We start from the raw sequence: 18,701 nt of genomic DNA on the forward strand, positions 1-18,701 counted from the left end.
GCTTACTGGTTATAAGCGTTTTCGCCGTGGCTGTTCACATCCAGACCTTCACGTTCGTGATCCTCGGTTACGCGCAGGCCGACTGTCATATCCGCAACCTTAAAGGCGATAAAGGCGACCACGCCCGTCCAGACCACCGTAATGCCTACGCTATAGAGCTGCACCCAAATCTGATGCCCCATCGTTACGCCAGAGGCATAGCCGACGCCGCCCAGTGAAGAAGAAGCGAAAACGCCGGTCAGGATGCAGCCTACAATACCGCACACGCCGTGCACGCCGAACACGTCACAGGGATCGTCAACGCGCAGCCATCTTTTCAGCACGGTAACGCCCCACAGGCCCGCCAGACCGCCGATAATACCGATAACCAACGCGCCGCCGACGCCAACATAGCCACAGGCTGGCGTAATCGCCACCAGACCCGCGATCGCACCGGAGCAGACGCCCAGCAGCGAAGGCTTGCCGCGCAGCGCCCACTCGCCAAACGTCCAGCTCAGCATCGCGCCTGCGGTCGCCATAACGGTGTTCAGGAATGCCAGCGCCGCGATTTCGTTAGCCGCGCTCGCCGAACCGGCGTTAAAGCCGAACCAGCCGACATACAGGATCGCCGTGCCGGTGAAGACCATCGGCAGGTTGTGCGGTTTAAAGGCTTCTTTGCCAAAGCCCGCACGCTTGCCGACCAGGTAAGCGCCGACCAGACCGGCAACGGCGGCGTTGATATGCACCACGGTGCCGCCGGCAAAGTCCAGCGCGCCGTCCTGCGCCAGCAGTCCACCGGACCAGACCATGTGCGCGATGGGCAGATAGGAGAAAGTGACCCAGATAGCCACAAAGATCAGCACCGCAGAGAAACGAATACGCTCGGCCAGCGCGCCAACGATCAGGCCGACGGTAATACAGGCAAATGAAGCCTGGAACGAAACGTGAATATACTGGTAGAAGGTTCCAACCAGCGCCGTCAGCTGAATGTTTTTCAACATCGCCATGCTGAAGTCGCCAAAGAAAGCGTTGCCCGTGCTGAAGGCCAGCGAATAGCCGTAGAGCATCCAGATAACGCACACCATCGCAAAGGTCACGGAAACCTGAGTCAGCATGGACAGGACGTTTTTAGCCCGGATGAGGCCGCCGTAGAAAAGCGCAATGCCGGGTAGCGTCATAAACAGCACCAGCGCGGTGCAAATCATCATAAAGGCGTTATCGGCCTTGTCCGCCACGGCTGGCGGTGCCGCCATCGCAAGCGAGGGCAACAGGCTGAGGCTGGCGAGGCCGAAGGTAGTCATTTTTCTCATTTTATCCCATCCCATCACAATTCTTAGCCCCGAGATCAGAGTGCGGCTTCGTCCGCTTCGCCGGTGCGAATACGGATAACCCGCTGTAGTTCAGCGACAAAAATCTTGCCGTCGCCAATTTTGCCGGTATAGGCGGCCTTGCTGATAACGTCGACAACCTCGTCCAGCTGGTCGTCCGCTATCGCCACATCGATTTTAACTTTTGGCAGGAAGTTCACGCTGTATTCAGCGCCGCGATAAAGCTCGGCATGGCCTTTCTGGCGACCAAATCCCTTGACTTCGGTGACGGTCAGGCCCTGAATGCCAATGGCAGAAAGCGCCTCACGCACGTCTTCTAATTTAAACGGTTTGATTACCACGGTAACCAGCTTCATACGATCCCCTCCAGCTAAAGAAAACGGTGATTCCGCCCTGCGTTAACCAAAGCAAAGGCTGTGCCATAAATCAGAAACGTGCGTTTTAAAAGGCGCGGCGGCAGATATTGCGTACGCGTGGCGGCCTGATGATGACATTAAGCATAGAGGGAAAAAGAAAACGCACCATTAAGGTGCGTTACGCGTCGAAATTGTGCATCGCTGCTGTTTTATCAGCTCGGCCGCCTGCTTTTAGTGCAGCGAAGCGGTGTTACGTTTCTTCCAGCTCTTCGCCCGCCAGCTGGAGCTGATACATCTGCCAGTAACGGCCCTGTTTCGCCAACAGCTGCTGATGGTTGCCCTGCTCTACCGCATGGCCTCTGTGCAGCACCAGAATGGTATCCGCATCGATAATAGTAGAGAGTCGGTGAGCGATAACCACCAGCGTGGTTTGCTGACGAACGGCCTTAAGCGCTTTCTGGATCGCCTGCTCCGTGCCGGAATCAATATTCGCCGTCGCTTCATCCAGGATCAGAATTTGCGGCGAGGCGACCAGCACGCGCGCCATCGCCAGCAGCTGCTTCTGACCCACGGAAAGATTGTTACCCTGTTCGCCCAGCCGCGTATAGATACCGTCGGAGAGCGAGCGCGCCAGTTCGGCAAGCTGAACGGTTTCCAGCGCGTGCCAGACCGCCTCTTCGCTTATCGAACGCCCCAGCGCCACGTTAGCGAAAAAGGTGTCGGCCAGCACCACCGGATCCTGCTGCACCATCGCCACGCCTTCGCGCAGCACGCCGTGGCTGAGCCCGGTCAGCGGCCTGCCGTCCAGGCGAATTTCACCCTGCTTCACAGGGTAATAGCCCATCAGCAAGTTAGCGAGCGTGCTTTTCCCGCTGCCGGTATGGCCGACCAGCGCCACAAAGCTGCGCGAAGGCACGCTAAGGTTGATATCGTTGAGCACGTTGCGATCGTCGCGATAGGCGAAGCTCAGATGTTCAATCTCAATGCGCCCCGAGGCCAGCGGCCGACTATCCTGACCATAGTGCTGGCGAGGCGCGTCCATCAGTTCAAAAATGCGCTCGCCAGCCACTACCGCCTGTTGCAGCATCGACTGCTGGGTGGTCAGCTCAATCAGCGGCTCGTTTAGCCTGCCCAGGTAGTTAATAAACGCGTAAAGCACGCCAACCTCGAAGCTGCCGCTGGAGGAGAAGCCAAACAGCAGCATCAGCCCGCACAGGATCATGGCGGAAAACAGGCTGAGCAGCGGCCGGAGCAGAAAGCCATCCAGCCGTAGCGTTTCCATTCTCGCCAGATAGTGCGAGCGGCTCGCTTCGCTCATCCGCTCACCAAAGCGCGCCTGCTGACGAAACTGCTGGATCACGCTCATGCCGCTGATCACTTCATTAAAGCCGTTGTTAATATCGGCCAGATAGCTACGCACTCGCCGTACGATAGGCGTACTGTAGCGCTGATAAATCAGCATCACGGTCAGTACGGCCGGAAAAATCATTATCGCCACCAGCGCCATGCGCCAGTCGAGACTGAACATCGCCACCAGCATGGCACCGATCAGCGCCGCGCTGCGCAGCACGGTGGCTACCACGGTGACGTAGAGATCGCGCACGACTTCGGTGTCATTGGTCACGCGTGAAATAATCTGGCCAACGGGCTGGGTATCAAAAGCGCTCAGCGGCTGGCGCAGCGCGGCGTCCATGACGTCCGTACGCAGCCGCTGCACTACGCCTACCGCCGCCTCGTTAAACAGCAGCGACTGCCAGTAGTGCAGCGCGGCGGCCAGGATTTGCAGCAGGAGAAAGCTGACGGCCAGCCCGGTGACCAGACCCAGCGGCATGGAATGCTTCGCCACCATGTTATCGATAAAATAGCTGACCAGCACCGGGCCGAGCACTTCCGCCACCGCCGCTATCCACAGCAATACTATCGCCAGGCCAAGCGATTTCCGCCACGGCGAACCGTAGCGCAGCAGGCGTTTCAGCGTGGGCCAGAGCTGATTAAGATTCGCCATGCGGCACCCCTTTCGCGATTTCGTCCTCGTCCAGCGCGGCTTCCAGCTGCTGATAACGATACATATCCTGATACCAGCCGTCCTGGGCAATCAACGCCTCATGCTGCCCGCGCTGGGCCACCGTGCCCTGCTGCATCACCAGGATTTCACTGGCTTCCGTCAGGGCGGACAAACGGTGCGCGCTGATAATCACGGTTCTTCCTGCGCCCCATTTTCTTAAATTATGCAGTATCTGGTGTTCTGTACGGCCGTCGACCGCCGACAGCGCATCGTCCAGGATCAGGATTTCCGCGTTCAGCAGCAACGCCCTGGCAATAGATATACGCTGTTTCTGTCCCCCGGAAAGCATCACCCCGCGCTCTCCAACTTCGGTATCGTAGCCCTGGGGCAGCCGCAAAATATCTTCATGTACGCAGGCGAGCCGCGCGGCGCGCTCAATATCGCTCTGCTGCGCGGTAGGCCGACCCAGCGCAATATTGTTGGCGATGGTATCGGAAAAAAGAAACGGCGTCTGGCTGACGACCGCCATGCGGCTACGCCAGCTGTCCAGACGCAGCTGCGGCAGCGGAATACCGTGATAGCGGATGTCGCCCTGCGCAATATCGAAGTGCCGCTGGATCAGGCTTAACAGCGTGCTTTTCCCGGCGCCTGTCGGCCCGCACAGCCCCAGCATCTGGCCGGGCTTAAGGTTAACGTTGATATGGCGCAGCGAGGGCTGCTGCGCGCCAGGATAGCAAAATTCCCTGATAGCGATTTGCAGCTGGCCGCGATCTTCCGGCAGCGTTTTACTGCCGTCCTCAACCGCCGGCGCCTCTGCCAGCAGCGAGCGAATGCGGCTCCAGGCCGCGCTGCCGCGCTCGACGATATTGAACATCCAGGCCAGCGCCAGCATTGGCCAGATCATCAGGCCAAGGTACATGACAAAGCTGGTCAGCTGGCCCAGCGTCATCTGACCGTGCCAGACCAGCCAGCTGCCGCCGCCGATCGCCAGCAGGTTCGACAGCCCGATGGCAATATAAATAGTAGGATCGAAGCGGGCGTCAATCCGCGCCACGCGCAGGTTTTTTTGGCCCGTGTCGCGGGCGATATCGGCGAACTGTGCGGACTGATGGTCTTCCAGCCCAAAGGCTTTGATCATACGAATGCTGGTCAGGCTCTCCTGCGTTCTGTCGTTAAGCGACGAAAAGGCGGCCTGAGCATGCTTAAAACGATGATGGAGCTGGTCGCCGTAGCGTTTGATCACTATCGCCATGACCGGCATCGGCAGCAGCGCCAGCAGGGTCAGCTGCCAGCTAATCTGCGTGCTCATCACCACCAGCACCGCCAGCCCCATCACCAGCGAGTCAACCAGCGTCAGCACGCCTTCTCCGGCGGCAAACACCACGCGATCCACATCGTTGGTGGCGCGGGCGATCAAATCACCGGTACGGTGACGCAGGTAAAATTCGGGATGCTGACGGCTAAGCTGACGATAGAAGTCCTGCCGCAGCTCGACGGCAAGCTGATAGGAGGCGCCGAAAAGCAGCACGCGCCAGACGTAGCGCAGCAGATAGACCACAATAGCCGTGAGCAGCATCACGCCCACCCACATCAGCAGGCGCGAAGCACTCATCTGCTGATGGGAGACGCCGTCCACGATAGTACCGACAAGCTTCGGCGGCAGCAGCTGCAGCAGCGCAATGATAATCAGCAGAAAAACGGCGCCAAGATAGCGGCGCCATTCACGCATAAAGTACCAGCTCAACTGGCTGAAAAGTCGCACAATAAACGTCCTGGTCAGGTTCGGGCGAGCGCCGTGGTTCAGCGGCAGCGCCAATGTGTATTTATTTCTCTGGACCGCCGCCATCAGCGCGACCCGGCCGCGAATATAGCCTTCCTGTTCCGGCCATTTCAAGCGTTTCCGGCATGTCGGAGTAATGAGAGACGCGGCATCCTCCATAATTTACGGTGGCCTTGTTCCGCTATCGGGTGCCGTAAAAACAGCCTGGACCCTGTTTTATCTTTTGTATGCGCCTGCAGAAGAATAAATCTCCGTTGCCCCTGTAGTTTACAGGGAATAGCGTAAATGATTTTCCCGTAAATGCGTTACGTTCAGCCTGTTGTTACCTGAAGAAACAGCGTTTTGTTCACGAACCATTGGCACGCATGACCGTAACGACCCGAGCCGCCAGGGCGTTGCCGTCAGGTTTATAGCCATGTTGTCAGCTTCCGCGCGGGCAACACAACGCCGTGCCGGGCTTCGCCTGGCTAACCAACATGCGCGGCTCCTGCCCCTGTTTTTATGCCACGTCAGGCAGTACCATACGCCCCAACAGATTAATGAGGTAAAAAGTATGAAACGTGCAGTAGTGGTATTCAGCGGCGGACAGGATTCAACCACCTGTTTGATCCAGGCTTTGCAGCAGTATGACGAAGTGCACTGCCTGACCTTTGACTATGGTCAGCGGCATCGTGCAGAGATCGATATCGCTCGCGAGCTGGCGCAGTCGCTGGGCGCAAGAGCGCACAAAGTGCTGGACGTCACGCTGCTTAACGAGCTGGCCGTCAGTAGCCTGACCCGCGACAGCATCCCCGTTCCGGCCTGGGATCCCGACGCCAGCGGCCTGCCAAGCACTTTTGTGCCGGGACGTAATATCCTGTTCCTGACGCTGGCCTCGATTTATGCTTACCAGGTTGAGGCCGAAGCGGTAATTACCGGCGTTTGCGAAACCGACTTTTCCGGTTACCCGGACTGCCGCGACGAATTTGTTAAGGCGCTGAACCATGCCGTGGAGCTGGGTATGGCGCGTCCGGTTCGCTTTGAAACGCCGCTGATGTGGCTGAACAAAGCCGAAACCTGGGCGCTGGCGGACTACTGGCAGCAGCTGGCGCTGGTGCGCAACGACACGCTTACCTGCTATAACGGCATCAAGGGCGACGGCTGCGGCGAATGCGCTGCCTGCCATCTGCGCGCCAACGGCCTGCGCGATTACCAGATTAACAGCGCTACGGTGATGCAGGAGATGCAGCGCAAAACCGGGCTACGCTGACAGCATCTCTTCCAGCCGCTGCTTCAGCTCGCCGACGATCGGCTGCGCTTTTTGCGTGCGCAGATCGATGCAGACAAAGGTCAGCGTCGCATCGGCTATTGCTTCCCCCTCCGGCAGCAGCGTGATGGTCTGGCCGATAACGCCACTTTTCCCGCCCAGCTGCACCAGATGGCTGGCAATCGCCAGCTCGTCGCCCAGCACCGCCGGGCGACGGTAGTTAATGTTAATATTGACTACGATAAAAGCCAGCCGGTTATCATTCATCCAGCGAAAGGCGGCCAGTTTTTCCAGCCAGGCCCAGCGCGCCTCTTCCAGAAATTCTAAATAGCGCGCGTTGTTGACGTGTTGGTAAACATCCAAATGATAACCGCGAACCTTAATCGTAATCTGCATAATCTTCTCCCAAAAAAGGCCATACCGACTGGTATGACCTCTTTCAGCGTAGCAGCCCGTACGCCACGATGCGTGGGGCCGCAACGGCAAGTCGAGAAAGCGATCACAGTTTCAGTTTGGTCAGGTTCCTCTCTACCAGCGCATTACCAATACCGGGCACTTCTTTTAGCTGCTCTATCTGCGTAAAAGGGCCGTATTGCTCGCGATAGCTGATAATAGCCTGCGCCTTTTTTAGCCCTACGCCGTTCATTACGGCGCTCAGCTCTTCGGCCGTGGCGTGATTAATACTGACCGATTCGCTTTGCGGCGGTTTCTTTTCCTCGCTCGGCTGCGCGCTGGCCTGCGGCGCGCTGACGTTATCGATGGCCGGCCCGGCGTACAGCGGCGAAGCGCCGCCCAGCAGCAGGGTAAAACATAAAGCCTGTAAGGTTGTTTTCATGCTGTTCTCCTCCATGTGTTTGACAGCAACGTCAGGCTACGCCCAACCAACCGGCGCCACAAACGGCAGATGACAGAAATGGAAAAGGCCGCATAAGCGGCCTTTGGGTTTGCAATAATTTGCAGGATTTTTGCGAGGCTTATTGCGCCTGCGCGGCTGCGCCGTACTTGATCTTGCCTTCTTTGCGCAGGTTGCTCAGCAGCGCTTCGAAGGCGATCTGCGCATTGTTCTGCGTGATGCCCTGCACCATCGCTTTCTTCTGCGCTTCCGGCAGCGTGCCGCTGCGTACCTGATCCAGCGCCAGCAGCACAACGTTGCCCTGCCCGTCCTCGCTGATGCCGTACACAGGCTTGTCTTTGGTCGGCTGCGCCAGCGCGAAGGCGGACTGCGTTATCGCATCCTGACCGCTGCGCGTCAGCGTTTTCTGCTCGCTAAAGCTAAGATTAGCCGCCTTCATGGCATCCATACCCTTGCCCGCCTGCAGATCGGCCAGCAGTTTTTCCGCCTGGGCCTTCGCTTCCGCCTGCGCCTTCTGGTTTTTCAGCGTGGCTACGATTTCGGCACTGACCTCGGCCAGCGGCTTAACCGCTTCCGGCTTGTGGGCAGCGATACGCAGCACAAAAGCACGATCGCCATCAACCGTGATGATATCGGAGTTGCTGCCCGGCGCGCCGTTATCCCCCAGCAGACCACCGTTAAAGATCGCCTGCTCTACCGCTCTGAAATTCAGCTCGGCCGGTGGATTGTCGTGGCTGAACCAGTCCGTTTCCACCGCTTTTACGCCTGCCGCTTCTTCCGCGCTCGCCAGCGACTCGTTGTCGTTGCTGGCCGCGTCGCTCACTTTCTGCTGCAGCTTGTAATAAGCGTCGACGGCCGTTTCGTGTTTCACCTTAGCGGCGATGTCGTCGTGTACGGCCGCCAGCGGTTTGATCTGCTGCGGCTGAACGTCATCAAGACGAGCAACGATAAAGCCGACGGAGGATTTGATCACGCCCGACAGCTGACCTTTCTGCGTCAGGTTAGCGCTTTTCAGCTCGTCCGGCGTGGTATCCGGCTCCAGCCAGCCCATATCGCCGCCTTTACGGGCAGAGATAGGATCGATGGATTTCTCTTTCGCCAGCGCGGCAAAATCGCCACCTTTTTTCAGCGCGTCCAGAACCGCCTGCGCATCGGCTTCGGTTTTGGTTTGGATCACGCTGAAACGGCTGCGCTGCGGCTGGGTATAGTCCTGCTGATGGCTGTCGTACCAGCTTTGAATATCGCTTTCGCTCGGTGCTTTCTGCAACGAGGCCGCATCCAGCTTGATATAGCTGACGCGGAACTGCTCCGGCGCCATAAAGCTGTTTTTATTCTGCTCGTAGTAGTTTTTGACTTCTTCGTCGCTGACGTTCTGCTTCGCTGCCAGCGCCGCGACGTTAATAGTCGCTTCACGCACCAGGCGCTCCTGAGAAACCAGCGCGGCCAGCGATTCAGTTTCGCCCGGCAGCATAAAGTCTGTGCGGGTCACCGCCGCAATCAGCTGCTGCGTGGTCAGCTGCTTGCGCAGCGCCTGAGCGTACTGATCGGCAGTGAGATTCATCTGGTTAATAATCGCCAGATAACGGGCGTTATCGAATTTGCCGTTAGTCTGGAAGGCCGGCTGGTTGAAAATAGCCTGCTTGATCTGATCGTCGCTAACCGCCAGCTGCAGATCTTTCGCATACTGATCCAGCAGCGCTTCATCTACCAGCTGAGAAAGCGCCTGCTGGCGGATCTGCTGAAGATAAGCGGGATTGCTGGCCAGCTGTGAGAACTGCTCGCCCAGCATTTCCTGCTGACGCGAACGTTCGTTGCTGAACGCTCTTTCCAACTGGGCGCGACTGATTTCCTGGCCATTGACCTTAGCTGCATAATCTCCATTGCCGCCGATCAGGTAGTTGCCCACCCCGGTCAGAACAAAAGAGAGGATGATCAGACCCAGTATAATTTTGAGCACGACATGGTTCGACGCCGCGCGTAAATTGTCCATCATGGTGTGACAACACTCCGCTGTATTATGAATGTAAACCCTTGCGCTTGCTTCCCACGTTCCCGGGGCGCTCCACGCCGCTGCGTATCAGGCTCTTGCGACCGTTGAAACAAAAAAGGCACATCATAGTGTGATGTGCCTCGTATGGTACATGAGAACGTCAGGACAGTCCTCATTCCACCGAAGAAATTGCTTGCCTGACGTTAATTAACCGCGTCTTTCAGCGCCTTACCGGCGCGGAATCCCGGGACTTTGCCCGCAGGAATAGTAATTTCTTTACCGGTTTGCGGGTTGCGTCCGGTACGCTCTGCGCGCTCACGCACGGAAAATGTGCCAAACCCTACCAGCGCCACTTCGTCGCCCGCTTTAAGAGAGTCGGTTACCGCTTCCATAAAAGCATCCAGCACGCGTCCCGCCGCTGCTTTAGAGATATCAGCGTTTGCAGCAATGTTGTCGATCAACTGTGACTTATTCACTCAATCATCCCCTCTTTATTATTTACTTCGCAAACGGGCTTCCCCCCGTTACGAGCACGCATCAATTATCGTTGTTTGTCGAGTCGTAAAAGCAGGGCCTGTTCAGACCTTCACCGGCTTAACAGCCCCCTAAATTAACGGCACAAAAAAAAGCTGGCAAGTACGAATTCGTCTGCCAGCTCTGGATTTAGGGTCTTTTTGTCTTATATCACTATTTCGCCGTGGCAACCTGCATGCCGTATGGGGCATTTTGCAGGGCCAGGGTCAGCACTTCTTCGATACGCTTCACCGGGTGGATATCCAGATCGGCAATTACGTTGTCCGGAATTTCTTCCAGATCGCGCTTGTTTTCATCCGGGATCAGCACGGTTTTGATGCCGCCGCGATGCGCTGCCAGCAGCTTCTCTTTCAGGCCGCCGATAGGCAGAACCTGGCCGCGAAGCGTGATCTCGCCGGTCATCGCCACGTCGGCGCGCACCGGGTTACCGGTCAGACAGGAAACCAGCGCCGTACACATAGCGATACCCGCGCTTGGGCCATCTTTCGGCGTGGCGCCTTCCGGCACGTGCACGTGGATGTCGCGTTTTTCGTAGAAGTCGCCGTTAATGCCCAGCTTCTCTGCACGCGCGCGTACCACGGTCAGTGCCGCCTGGATGGACTCCTGCATCACCTCGCCCAGCGAGCCGGTATAGGTCAGCTTGCCTTTGCCCGGCACGCACGCGGTTTCGATGGTCAGCAGATCGCCGCCCACTTCCGTCCATGCCAAACCCGTAACCTGTCCTACGCGGTTTTCGCTGTCGGCGCGGCCATAGTCGAAACGCTGCACGCCCAGGAAATCCTTCAGGTTATCGGCATTGATTTCGATATGGGTAACGCTCTTATCCATCAGCAGCGTTTTCACTGCTTTACGGCACAGCTTAGACAGCTCACGCTCAAGGCTACGCACGCCCGCTTCACGGGTGTAATAGCGAATGATACCCACGATGGCGCTGTCGTCTACGGTCAGCTCGCTCGCTTTCAGGGCGTTACGCTCAATCTGCTTCGGCAGCAGGTGCTGTTTGGCAATATTAAGCTTTTCGTCCTCGGTATAGCCCGACAGACGGATCACTTCCATACGGTCCAGCAGCGGTGCCGGAATGTTCATGGAGTTAGACGTCGCTACAAACATCACGTCGGAAAGGTCGTAATCGACTTCCAGATAGTGATCGTTAAAAGCGATGTTCTGCTCGGGATCCAATACCTCCAGCAGGGCCGATGCCGGGTCGCCGCGCATGTCCGAGGACATTTTATCGATCTCATCCAGCAGGAACAGCGGGTTCTTCACGCCAACCTTCGCCATTTTCTGGATCAGCTTGCCCGGCATAGAACCAATATAGGTACGACGGTGCCCACGGATTTCCGCTTCGTCGCGCACGCCGCCCAGCGCCATACGGACATATTTACGGCCGGTCGCCTTAGCGATCGACTGGCCCAGCGAGGTTTTACCCACGCCCGGCGGTCCCACCAGGCACAGGATCGGCCCTTTGATTTTGCTGACGCGGCTCTGCACCGCTAAATATTCCAGGATACGGTCTTTCACGCGCTCCAGGCCAAAGTGATCGGTATCCAGCGTTTCCTGCGCCTTCACCAGATCTTTCTTCACCTTGCTGCGCGCGTTCCACGGCACCTGGACCATCCAGTCGATATAGCCGCGCACCACCGTTGCTTCCGCCGACATTGGCGACATCATCTTCAGCTTCTGCAGCTCGGCTTCGGTTTTATCGCGCGCCTCTTTTGGCATTTTCGCCGCGTCGATTTTGCGCTTCAGCGCTTCGTTTTCGTCCGGCGCGTCGTCCATTTCGCCCAGTTCTTTCTGAATCGCCTTCATCTGCTCATTCAGATAGTACTCGCGCTGGCTCTTTTCCATCTGCTTTTTCACGCGGTTACGAATGCGTTTTTCCACCTGCAGCAGATCGATTTCCGACTCCATCATCGCCATCAGATATTCCAGACGTTCATTGACGTCGGACATCTCCAGCACGGACTGTTTGTCGGCCAGCTTCAGCGGCATATGGGCCGCGACGGTATCCGCAAGACGCGCGGCGTCTTCAATGCTGTTCAGCGAGGTCAGCACTTCCGGCGGGATTTTCTTGTTCAGTTTGATATAGCCTTCAAACTGGTTAATCGCCGTGCGGACCAGCACTTCCTGCTCGCGTTCGTCAATTTCAGGCGAAACCAGATAGTCCGCCTGAGCCGTAAAATGGTCACCGTTATCGGCGAGCGTAGTGATATGCGCGCGCTGCAGCCCTTCGACCAGCACTTTTACCGTGCCGTCAGGCAGCTTCAGCATCTGTAAAATTGACGCTACGGTCCCTACAGAGAAGAGATCGTTAATGCCAGGTTCATCCGTTGAAGCCTCTTTCTGTGCGACCAGCATGATCTTTTTGTCATGATCCATGGCGGCTTCAAGGCAGCGAATCGATTTTTCACGGCCTACAAACAACGGAATTACCATGTGCGGATAAACCACTACGTCACGCAACGGCAACACAGGGATTTCAATGCGTTCAGAACGCTCAGGATTCATAGAGCTCTCTCTTAGTTTAATTTCCGCCAGGGTGAGGGGAACCGCAATCGTCAGGCATGCAGTTTTACCCACAGGTAGTTGAGTATATGGGGATGAATGTAAGACATTCAACGTTATGTGCGAGAGAAAAGTAAATGGGGGAAAAATTTCCCCCATTTGCGCTAACCGGTTGGAAAGATGTGGTTATTTATTCGCCAGATGCCTGCTGCGCCTCGCCCTTGCCGTAAATCAGCATCGGATCCGATTCGCCCGCGATAACCGACTCGTCGATCACCACTTTTTCCACGTCGTCCATCGACGGCAGGTCGTACATCGTGTCCAGCAGCGCGCCCTCCACGATTGAGCGCAGCCCGCGCGCCCCGGTTTTGCGCGACATCGCCTTGCCCGCTATCGCCTTCAGCGCCTCTTCCCGGAACTCCAGCTCCACCCCTTCCAGGCTGAACAGCGCCTGATACTGCTTGGTCAGCGCGTTCTTCGGCTCGCACAGGATCTGGATCAGCGCTTCCTCGCTCAGCTCGGTCAGCGTCGCCACCACCGGCAGACGACCGATAAACTCCGGGATCAGACCGAACTTAATCAGGTCCTCCGGCTCCACCTGCGCCAGCAGCTCGCCTTCCGTCGCCTTCTCCGCCTTGCCTTTTACCGTCGCGCCAAAGCCGATGCCCGAGCCGGTATCCACGCGCTGCGAGATAACCTTGTCCAGCCCGGCAAACGCGCCGCCGCAGATAAACAGGATTTTCGAGGTGTCCACCTGCAGAAACTCCTGCTGCGGATGCTTGCGCCCGCCCTGCGGCGGCACCGCGGCGACCGTGCCCTCAATCAGCTTCAGCAGCGCCTGCTGCACGCCCTCGCCCGACACGTCGCGCGTGATGGACGGGTTGTCCGACTTGCGGGAAATCTTGTCGATTTCATCGATATAAACGATGCCGCGCTGCGCTTTCTGCACGTCGTAGTCGCACTTCTGCAGCAGCTTCTGGATGATGTTTTCCACGTCCTCGCCCACGTAGCCCGCTTCGGTCAGCGTGGTGGCGTCGGCCATGGTAAACGGCACGTCCAGCAGGCGCGCCAGCGTTTCCGCCAGCAGCGTCTTGCCGCTGCCGGTCGGGCCAATCAGCAGGATGTTGCTTTTGCCCAGCTCGATGCCGTTGCTGGTGTCGCCGTTGCGCAGGCGCTTGTAGTGGTTGTAGACCGCCACCGCCAGCACCTTCTTCGCCCGCTCCTGGCCGATAACGTAGTCGTCCAGATGCTCGCGGATTTCGTGCGGCGTCGGCAGCGAACTGCGCTCGCGGTGGGGCGCGACTTCTTTGATCTCTTCGCGAATAATGTCGTTACATAAATCGACGCATTCGTCGCAGATATAAACTGACGGGCCGGCAATCAGCTTGCGGACTTCATGCTGGCTCTTGCCGCAAAAAGAGCAGTACAGCAGCTTCCCTGAACCGTCTTTGCGCTTATCTGTCATCAGTTAACCTCATGGCTTATCAGCGGCCCTTACAGGCTGTGTTCATTAATGGACCAGATCCTAATATAGCGCATTTCAGGGGCGTTTTGGCAGCAAAACCGGGACGCGCTGCGCCTGTCGGCCGCCGTGATTTTTTATCAGTATCCGGTAAGGCAGCGGGCGCCAGGTGATGAAAAGTAACGGGAACGGCTAATAAGCCGCTGTTTTGGCAGGCAATCATTCAGCGCCGCCACAGTTGATTTAGCTGTTGAATGGATTATGCTAAACTCTTGTCACTTATACAGATCGTTTCCTATGGAGTCTAAATAATGTCTCAGGAGCCAAAGAAAGAGAGCCCGGAAGAGAAATCCTCTCTGGCGCTTAACAAGTTACTGCAAGCCCGATCTGTGATCATTTCTGGCGAAATCGATCAGGCGCTGGCGGAGAAAGTTACCGCCCAGCTGCTGATCCTGCAGGAAATGGGCGATGAGCCGATCAAGCTGTTTATCAACAGTCAGGGCGGCCACGTCGAAGCTGGCGATACCATTCACGATATGATCAAGTTCGTGAAGCCGAAGGTACAGGTTATCGGCACCGGCTGGGTAGCCAGCGCGGGCATCACCATTTTCCTGGCGGCGGAGAAAGAAGATCGCTACACGCTGCCTAATACCCGCTTTATGATCCACCAGCCGCTGGGCGGCGTGCGCGGCAAGGTTTCCGATATCGAAATCGAAGCCAACGAGCTGCTGCGCGCGCGCGACCGTATCAACCGGCTGATCAGCAAAGCAACCGGCCAGCCGCTGGAAAAAGTGGAACAGGATACGGACAGCAACTACTGGATGGGTCCACAGCAGGCGATTGAATACGGCATCGCCAGCCATCTGATCACCCACTGGGACGAGCTGAAAGGTTAATCCCTTTTCCTTCCTTCTGAAGCCTCCTTAACCGGAGGCTGAGGTTGCTGACAAACTCCTGCCCTTTCATTAAGTCGCGTTCGGGCCGGAGAATAACACCAGAGGCAGATCGGAACACGGACACGCCGTAGATCCGTCCGTGGAGGCTCGGTTGGCGCGTCCATGCGCCAAACGGTCCGTTTGTCCGCTCAGCCTCTGCTGCTACGAAGCTGATGTTTCGCTGTAAAAAACCATTTCGTACAGAGCCTTTAATTTTCAGCAGCCTGAAGCCTCCTTAACCGGAGGCTTTTTTTATTCTGCCTCACTGCCAAATCATAAGTAAAACTAAGCATTATCCGAATCTCCCGCCCAGGAATATGTACCAGCCATAACTCCGTGTATATTCCTTGCCGTTTATGGTTAAGGAAAAGAAAATGATCCGTAAAGAAATCTACAATCTGCAGATTGTCAGGGGGCTGGCCGCGCTGTGCGTGGTGCTGGAGCATCTCTCACCCCGCGCCGTTGCTCACTTCTTCAGTGCAGGTCAGGTTGGCGTATCGATGTTCTTCTTCCTGAGCGGCTATATTATGATGCACACCTTCAGAGAGGATCAGTCAGCGGGCGCCTTTATTAAAAACAGAATAAAAAGGATCTACCCCGCCTACCTCATCCTCTCCATTCCCCTTATCCTATATACGCTCCACAAGACCGGCTCATTAACTTATCTTCTGCATAATCTCTTTCTCATCCCCTGGACGGAGTGGGACAGAGAGGCGTTGCCCTATAACTGGTCGGAATCGATGGCGAATCCGGCGGCCTGGACGCTGGTCTACGAGTTCTATTTTTATCTGCTGCTTTGCGTAGGCAAAACGTTGCTGAATAAAAAAGCCTTTGTTTTCTCCTTTACCACCGTAGCGATGCTCGCCATTCTTATTGCGACCAACATGACCTGGGGTAATGACGGCTATCTGGGCTGGCACGGCGTTACGTTCAAATCCGTGGCGGGCAACCTTGCGCTGCTGTCGTTTATCGTCGGCATGTGCGGACGGCAGCTGGGTTTCCATCACGTGAAAAAAAATCCCGCCGTATTTTTGCTGATCCCTGTCGCTATGCTGCTGCTGTGGCTGATGGCCAGACAGGGCGTAACCAATCTGCAAATCCGCGATCTGCTGGGGTCATGCCTGCCTTCCTGGACCTTTGTGCTGCTGATGGCCAACATGGAGGATTTTAAAGGCTTTGCCTACGATAAACTTCACGCTATCGGCATGTACTCCTATTCGCTCTATCTTTTCCATGCCAACTTTTATACCGCGAAGTGGATTGTCTTTAATAATCTTGCCCGTGTCGGCCTGGATTCTTCCCCGATCAAGGTGGCGGTTCTGCTGCTGTTTATCGCGCTGTCGCTGTTTATTTCAAAACATCTCTACCATTTGATTGAAAGAGGCGGCGCGTGGAAGATGCTGCGGAGCCGTAGCGTCAGAGCAGGCTGAGGGCACGACAGGCAGCAGGCTCCACATCTGGCTTTTCAGGCGGTCAATGGCTGAAGGATCGGGCCGATAAAAAAAGAGAGCCGGAAGGCTCTCTTTTTCAGGGGGGCAGGTCGTACAGAGAACTATTCGCCGGACGCCTGCTGCGCCTCGCCCTTGCCGTAAATCAGCATCGGATCCGATTCGCCCGCGATAACCGACTCGTCGATCACCACTTTTTCCACGTCGTCCATCGACGGCAGGTCGTACATCGTGTCCAGCAGCGCGCCCTCCACGATTGAGCGCAGCCCGCGCGCCCCGGTTTTGCGCGACATCGCCTTGCCCGCTATCGCCTTCAGCGCCTCTTCCCGGAACTCCAGCTCCACCCCTTCCAGGCTGAACAGCGCCTGATACTGCTTGGTCAGCGCGTTCTTCGGCTCGCACAGGATCTGGATCAGCGCTTCCTCGCTCAGCTCGGTCAGCGTCGCCACCACCGGCAGACGACCGATAAACTCCGGGATCAGACCGAACTTAATCAGGTCCTCCGGCTCCACCTGCGCCAGCAGCTCGCCTTCCGTCGCCTTCTCCGCCTTGCCTTTTACCGTCGCGCCAAAGCCGATGCCCGAGCCGGTATCCACGCGCTGCGAGATAACCTTGTCCAGCCCGGCAAACGCGCCGCCGCAGATAAACAGGATTTTCGAGGTGTCCACCTGCAGAAACTCCTGCTGCGGATGCTTGCGCCCGCCCTGCGGCGGCACCGCGGCGACCGTGCCCTCAATCAGCTTCAGCAGCGCCTGCTGCACGCCCTCGCCCGACACGTCGCGCGTGATGGACGGGTTGTCCGACTTGCGGGAAATCTTGTCGATTTCATCGATATAAACGATGCCGCGCTGCGCTTTCTGCACGTCGTAGTCGCACTTCTGCAGCAGCTTCTGGATGATGTTTTCCACGTCCTCGCCCACGTAGCCCGCTTCGGTCAGCGTGGTGGCGTCGGCCATGGTAAACGGCACGTCCAGCAGGCGCGCCAGCGTTTCCGCCAGCAGCGTCTTGCCGCTGCCGGTCGGGCCAATCAGCAGGATGTTGCTTTTGCCCAGCTCGATGCCGTTGCTGGTGTCGCCGTTGCGCAGGCGCTTGTAGTGGTTGTAGACCGCCACCGCCAGCACCTTCTTCGCCCGCTCCTGGCCGATAACGTAGTCGTCCAGATGCTCGCGGATTTCGTGCGGCGTCGGCAGCGAACTGCGCTCGCGGTGGGGCGCGACTTCTTTGATCTCTTCGCGAATAATGTCGTTACATAAATCGACGCATTCGTCGCAGATATAAACTGACGGGCCGGCAATCAGCTTGCGGACTTCATGCTGGCTCTTGCCGCAAAAAGAGCAGTACAGCAGCTTCCCTGAACCGTCTTTGCGCTTATCTGTCATTAACTTGCCCCTCTTGTTTAACGCTGACGGCCCGGGCCGTCAGTCTGCCTTTATGACGGCAGCAATCTCTTTTACCAACCAGCGCCGCTTAACCGCGCTGGTTCAAAATGGCGTCGACCAGACCGTACTCCACCGACTCGCTGGCAGAAAGGAAACGATCGCGCTGGGTGTCGCGCTCGATGGTTTCGACGCTCTGACCGGTATGTTTGGCCATCAGCTCATTCATCATCTGCTTGGTTTTGATAATTTCACGCGCGTGAATATCGATATCCGACGCCTGACCCTGGAAGCCGCCCAGCGGCTGGTGGATCATCACGCGGGAATGCGGCAGGCAGTAGCGTTTGCCTTTCGCGCCGGCGGTCAACAGGAAAGAACCCATTGAACAGGCCTGGCCCATACAGATGGTGCTGACGTCAGGTTTGATAAATTGCATGGTGTCGTAAATAGACATGCCCGCGGTAATTACGCCACCAGGAGAGTTAATATAAAGGTGGATATCTTTTTCCGGGTTTTCTGCTTCCAGAAACAGCATCTGCGCGACGATCAGGTTCGCCATATGATCCTCGACCTGGCCGGTCAGGAAGATAATGCGCTCCTTCAGCAGGCGGGAAAAGATGTCGTAAGAACGCTCTCCGCGAGAAGTTTGTTCAACCACCATTGGCACTAAAGCCATATGAGGTGCTGTTTGTTCACGTTCGCCACTGTATGACATTACCGTCTCCTGGATTTTTCATTTGGCCACACTACCAATTCTACTTGAGAGCGTTCCGGAACACTATGTCCCCAACTTTATTCACCCGAAAGCTATCGGCGATCCTAAAGCCTTACCGTAACTTTACTATCTGGGGATACACCCCCGCTAATTCAAGCATAACAACGTTTTCAGGCGGCTGCTAACCAG

General features: G+C 56.8%; 15 protein-coding genes. 3 read left to right on the top strand and 12 right to left on the bottom strand.

The window, feature by feature from the left end; all coding sequences use genetic code 11:
- Positions 1-2 precede the first annotated feature (2 nt).
- The 4 genes from amtB to ACMGEE_RS07315 all read right to left on the bottom strand — a co-directional run bounded on the left by amtB (position 3) and on the right by ACMGEE_RS07315 (position 5,430).
- A complete protein-coding gene (gene amtB, locus ACMGEE_RS07300) occupies positions 3-1,304 on the bottom strand; it encodes an ammonium transporter AmtB (RefSeq protein ID WP_370256072.1) in 1,302 nt (433 codons plus the stop codon).
- 20 nt (positions 1,305-1,324) lie between these two features.
- Positions 1,325-1,663 (bottom strand): P-II family nitrogen regulator, encoded by a 339-nt coding sequence (gene glnK / locus ACMGEE_RS07305; protein ID WP_125288441.1) that lies wholly within the window; start codon positions 1,661-1,663, stop codon positions 1,325-1,327.
- A 250-nt stretch (positions 1,664-1,913) separates the two neighbouring features.
- On the bottom strand, positions 1,914-3,668 hold the full coding sequence (locus ACMGEE_RS07310; RefSeq protein WP_253455041.1) for a SmdB family multidrug efflux ABC transporter permease/ATP-binding protein: 1,755 nt from the start codon (positions 3,666-3,668) through the stop codon (positions 1,914-1,916).
- On the bottom strand, positions 3,655-5,430 hold the full coding sequence (locus ACMGEE_RS07315) for a SmdA family multidrug ABC transporter permease/ATP-binding protein (RefSeq protein ID WP_301252404.1): 1,776 nt from the start codon (positions 5,428-5,430) through the stop codon (positions 3,655-3,657). The genes ACMGEE_RS07310 and ACMGEE_RS07315 overlap by 14 nt, the downstream gene beginning before the upstream one ends.
- Before the next feature lie 571 nt (positions 5,431-6,001).
- Here ACMGEE_RS07315 and queC point away from each other — a divergent pair.
- Positions 6,002-6,697, top strand: coding sequence for a 7-cyano-7-deazaguanine synthase QueC (gene queC, locus ACMGEE_RS07320; RefSeq protein WP_301729885.1), 696 nt, complete (start codon positions 6,002-6,004; stop codon positions 6,695-6,697).
- Here the strand turns inward: queC and ACMGEE_RS07325 are convergent.
- The 6 genes from ACMGEE_RS07325 to clpX (ACMGEE_RS07350) all read right to left on the bottom strand — a co-directional run bounded on the left by ACMGEE_RS07325 (position 6,689) and on the right by clpX (ACMGEE_RS07350) (position 14,041).
- Entirely contained in the window at positions 6,689-7,090 is a 402-nt protein-coding gene (locus ACMGEE_RS07325) for an acyl-CoA thioesterase (RefSeq protein ID WP_125288629.1), read from the bottom strand. The genes queC and ACMGEE_RS07325 overlap by 9 nt on opposite strands.
- 103 nt (positions 7,091-7,193) lie before the next feature.
- Complete coding sequence (locus ACMGEE_RS07330; protein WP_253455045.1) at positions 7,194-7,529, bottom strand: ComEA family DNA-binding protein; 336 nt, start codon at positions 7,527-7,529, stop codon at positions 7,194-7,196.
- Positions 7,530-7,668: 139 nt separating this feature from the next.
- Entirely contained in the window at positions 7,669-9,540 is a 1,872-nt protein-coding gene (gene ppiD / locus ACMGEE_RS07335; RefSeq protein ID WP_253455046.1) for a peptidylprolyl isomerase, read from the bottom strand.
- A 200-nt stretch (positions 9,541-9,740) separates the two neighbouring features.
- A complete protein-coding gene (gene hupB / locus ACMGEE_RS07340; protein ID WP_125288435.1) occupies positions 9,741-10,013 on the bottom strand; it encodes a nucleoid-associated protein HU-beta in 273 nt (90 codons plus the stop codon).
- A gap of 211 nt (positions 10,014-10,224) precedes the next feature.
- Complete coding sequence (gene lon / locus ACMGEE_RS07345) at positions 10,225-12,579, bottom strand: endopeptidase La (RefSeq protein ID WP_436829845.1); 2,355 nt, start codon at positions 12,577-12,579, stop codon at positions 10,225-10,227.
- 187 nt (positions 12,580-12,766) lie between these two features.
- Positions 12,767-14,041 (bottom strand): ATP-dependent protease ATP-binding subunit ClpX, encoded by a 1,275-nt coding sequence (clpX, locus tag ACMGEE_RS07350; protein WP_394148813.1) that lies wholly within the window; start codon positions 14,039-14,041, stop codon positions 12,767-12,769.
- A gap of 308 nt (positions 14,042-14,349) precedes the next feature.
- Between clpX (ACMGEE_RS07350) and ACMGEE_RS07355 the strand changes: the two genes are divergently transcribed.
- Complete coding sequence (locus ACMGEE_RS07355; protein ID WP_253455049.1) at positions 14,350-14,934, top strand: ATP-dependent Clp protease proteolytic subunit; 585 nt, start codon at positions 14,350-14,352, stop codon at positions 14,932-14,934.
- Between the two features lie 413 nt (positions 14,935-15,347).
- A complete protein-coding gene (locus tag ACMGEE_RS07360; protein WP_369896322.1) occupies positions 15,348-16,403 on the top strand; it encodes an acyltransferase family protein in 1,056 nt (351 codons plus the stop codon).
- Between the two features lie 122 nt (positions 16,404-16,525).
- On the opposite strand, the gene clpX (ACMGEE_RS07365) is transcribed toward ACMGEE_RS07360, so the two are convergent.
- Together clpX (ACMGEE_RS07365) and clpP are read right to left on the bottom strand one after the other, a co-directional pair.
- The gene (gene clpX, locus ACMGEE_RS07365; RefSeq protein ID WP_394148813.1) at positions 16,526-17,800 is read right to left on the bottom strand and encodes an ATP-dependent protease ATP-binding subunit ClpX; all 1,275 of its coding nucleotides are present in this window, start codon (positions 17,798-17,800) and stop codon (positions 16,526-16,528) included.
- An 88-nt stretch (positions 17,801-17,888) separates the two neighbouring features.
- Positions 17,889-18,512 carry an ATP-dependent Clp endopeptidase proteolytic subunit ClpP gene (clpP, locus tag ACMGEE_RS07370; RefSeq protein WP_125288429.1) on the bottom strand — a complete coding sequence of 208 codons (624 nt, stop codon included), beginning with the start codon at positions 18,510-18,512 and terminating at the stop codon, positions 17,889-17,891.
- Positions 18,513-18,701: the final 189 nt, after the last annotated feature.

It is taken from the genome of Erwinia artemisiae (assembly GCF_051400835.1).
Lineage (GTDB): Bacteria > Pseudomonadota > Gammaproteobacteria > Enterobacterales > Enterobacteriaceae > Erwinia > Erwinia aeris.